The sequence below is a fragment of the Pedobacter miscanthi genome, assembly GCF_003315595.1.
GTDB classification, from domain to species: domain Bacteria; phylum Bacteroidota; class Bacteroidia; order Sphingobacteriales; family Sphingobacteriaceae; genus Pedobacter; species Pedobacter miscanthi.
This window is the reverse complement of record NZ_QNQU01000060.1, coordinates 1-4,073: the sequence shown is the minus strand read 5'-3', so window position 1 is coordinate 4,073 and position 4,073 is coordinate 1. Positions and strand designations below refer to the sequence as shown.

Annotated in this window: 1 protein-coding gene; it reads left to right on the top strand. The window is 45.6% G+C overall.

What is annotated here, in order from left to right:
* On the top strand, positions 1 to 4,073 hold a 4,073-nt coding region (locus tag DRW42_RS28945; protein ID WP_208643671.1), incomplete at both ends, for a beta strand repeat-containing protein.

Genomic DNA, 4,073 nt, shown 5'->3' with positions numbered 1-4,073 from the left:
AACCCTGCCACCCTGAACGAGGTAAAATTAACACAGGTTTCTACGACCAATGCTAACATTACCTTAGACATCACCACCGGAAAAGTAACTGTAGCACCAAACACTCCGGCTGGTACTTATGAAGTTGTTTACCAGATCGAAGATAAACTGAACCCTGGTCAGACGAAAACGGCCACTGTAACCGTAACCGTTTCAGCACCGGCGATGCTCGCTGTAAACGATTCAGGAAATTCAAGCGGTTATACCGGCGGCACCGCTGTAGAAAATGTTTTGGCGAACGATACCTACAATGGAAACCCCGCCACCCTGAACGAGGTGAAACTAACACAGGTTTCGACCACCAATGCTAACGTTACCTTAGACATCACTACCGGAAAAGTAATTGTAGCCCCAAACACTCCGGCTGGTACTTACGAAGTTATTTACCAGATCGAAGATAAACTGAACCCTGGTCAGACTAAAACCGCTACTGTAACCGTAACCGTTTCAGCACCGGCGATGCTCGCTGTAAACGATTCAGTAAATGCAAACGATTATACCGGCGGCACTGCTGTAGAAAATGTATTGGCGAACGATACCTACAATGGAAACCCCGCCACCCGGAACGAGCTGAAACTAACACAGGTTTCGACTACTGATCCAAAAGTTATCCTGGATGTAACCACCGGAAAAGTAATTGTAGCACCGAACACCCCGGCAGGTACTTACGAAGTGCTTTACCAGATCGAAGACAAACTGAATCCTGGCCAGACCAAAACCGCTACTGTAACCGTAACTGTTTCAGCGCCAACGATGCTTGCTGTAAACGATTCAGGAAATTCAAACGGTTATACCGGTGGCACTGCTGTAGAAAATGTTTTGGCGAACGATACTTACAATGGTAACCCTGCCACTTTGAACGAGGTGAAACTAACACAGGTTTCTACCACCAATGCAAACGTAACGCTTGATCCTGCTACCGGAAGAGTAATTGTGACACCGAACACCCCGGCAGGTACTTACGAAGTTGTTTACCAGATCGAGGATAAACTGAATCCTGGTCAGACTAAAACCGCCAATGTAACCGTAACTGTTTCAGCACCTGCAATGCTCGCTGTAAACGATTCAGGAAATGCAAACGGTTATACCGGCGGCACTGCTGTAGAAAATGTATTGGCGAACGATACCTACAATGGCAATCCTGCCACATTGAACGAGGTGAAACTAACACAGGTTTCGACTACTGATCCAAAAGTTATCCTGGATGTAACCACCGGAAAAGTAATTGTAGCACCGAACACCCCGGCAGGTACTTACGAAGTGCTTTACCAGATCGAAGACAAACTGAATCCTGGCCAGACCAAAACCGCTACTGTAACCGTAACTGTTTCAGCGCCAACGATGCTTGCTGTAAACGATTCAGGAAATTCAAACGGTTATACCGGTGGCACTGCTGTAGAAAATGTTTTGGCGAACGATACTTACAATGGTAACCCTGCCACTTTGAACGAGGTGAAACTAACACAGGTTTCTACCACCAATGCAAACGTAACGCTTGATCCTGCTACCGGAAGAGTAATTGTGACACCGAACACCCCGGCAGGTACTTACGAAGTTGTTTACCAGATCGAGGATAAACTGAATCCTGGTCAGACTAAAACCGCCAATGTAACCGTAACTGTTTCAGCACCTGCAATGCTCGCTGTAAACGATTCAGGAAATGCAAACGGTTATACCGGCGGCACTGCTGTAGAAAATGTATTGATCAACGATACCTACAATGGTAACCCTGCCACATTGAACGAGGTGAAACTAACACAGGTTTCGACTACTGATCCGAAAGTTAGCCTTGATGTGGCTACCGGAAAAGTAATTGTAGCACCGAACACTCCTGCAGGTACTTACGAAATTGTTTACCAGATCGAAGATAAACTGAACCCTGGTCAGACCAAAACCGCTACTGTAACCGTAACTGTTTCAGCACCGGCAATGCTTGCTGTAAACGATTCAGGAAATGCAAACGGTTATACCGGCGGCACTGCTTTAGAAAATGTTTTGATCAACGATACCTACAATGGTAACCCTGCCACCCTGAACGAGGTGAAGCTAATACAGGTTTCTACTACCAATGCTAACATTACCTTAGACATAACCTCTGGAAAAGTAAATGCGACACCGAACACCCCGGCAGGTACTTACGAAGTTGTTTATCAGATCGAAGACAAACTGAACCCTGGTCAGACCAAAACCGCTACTGTAACCGTAACTGTTTCAGCGCCTGCGATGCTAGCTGTAAACGATTCAGGAAATACAAATGGTTATAGTGGCGGCACTGCTGTAGAAAATGTATTGGCAAACGATACTTACAATGGTAACCTTGCCACTTTGAATGAGGTCAAACTAACACATGTTTCGACTACAAATGCAAAGGTAACGCTTGATCCTGCTACCGGAAAAGTGAATGTGGCACCGAACACTCCTGCAGGAGTGTATGAAGTTGTTTATCAGATTGAAGATAAACTGAACCCTGGCCAGACTAAAACCGCTACTGTAACCGTAACTGTTTCGGTACCAGTGATGGTTGCTACAGTCGATTCAGGAAATTCAAACGGTTATACCGGCGGTACCGCTGTAGAAAATGTGTTGGCGAACGATACCTACAATGGTAACCCTGCCACTTTGAACGAGGTGAAACTAACACAGGTTTCTACCACTGATCCAAAAGTTAGCCTTGATGTGGCTACCGGAAAAGTAACTGTAGCACCGAACACCCCGGCAGGTACCTACGAAGTTGTTTACCAGATCGAGGATAAACTAAACCCTGGTCAGACCAAAACCGCAACTGTAACCGTAACCGTTTCAGCTCCGGCGATGCTAGCTGTAAGCGATTCAGGAAATGCGAACGGTTATATTGGTGGCACTGCTGTAGAAAATGTATTGATCAACGATACCCACAATGGCAATCCTGCCACTTTGAACGAGGTAAAACTAACACAGGTTTCCTCCACCAATGCTAAAGTTACCTTAGACATAACCTCTGGAAAAGTAATTGTTGCACCGAACACCCCGGCAGGTACTTACGAAGTTGTTTACCAGATCGAAGATAAACTAAACCCTGGCCAGACTAAAACAGCCACTGTAACCGTAACCGTTTCAGCGCCTGCGATGCTTGCTGTAAACGATTCAGGAAATGCAAACGGTTATACCGGCGGCACTGCTGTAGAAAATGTTTTGGCGAACGATACCTACAATGGTAATCCTGCCACTTTGAACGAGGTAAAACTCGCACAGGTTTCTACTACCAATGCAAACGTAACGCTTGATCCTGATACCGGAAAAGTGAATGTGGAACCGAACACTCCGGCAGGAATGTATGAAGTTGTTTACCAGATCGAAGATAAACTGAACCCTGGCCAGACTAAAACCGCTACTGTAACCGTAACGGTTTCAGCACCTGCGATGCTTGCGGTAAACGATTCAGGAAATGCAAACGGTTATACCGGTGGCACTGCTGTAGAAAATGTATTGATCAACGATACCTACAATGGCAGTCCTGCCACCCTGAACGAGGTGAAATTAACACAGGTTTCTACTACTGATCCAAAAGTTAGCCTTGATGTAACCACTGGAAAAGTAAATGTAGCACCAAACACTCCTGCAGGTACTTACGAAGTTGTTTATCAGATCGAAGATAAACTGAACCCTGGTCAGACTAAAACCGCCACTGTAACCGTAACTGTTTCGGCACCAGTGATGGTTGCTGTAAACGATTCAGGAAATGCAAACGGTTATACCGGTGGAACCGCTGTAGAAAATGTATTGATCAACGATACCTACAATGGTAACCCTGTCACATTGAATGAGGTGAAATTAACACAGGTTTCTACTATAAATGCAAAGGTAACGCTTGATCCTGCTACCGGAAAAGTGAATGTAGCACCCAACACCCCTGCAGGTACTTACGAAGTTGTTTACCAGATCGAGGATAAACTGAATCCTGGTCAGACTAAAACTGCTACTGTAACCATAACGGTTTCAGCACCAGCGATGCTTGCTGTAAACGATTCTGGAAATGCAAACGGATATACCGGCGG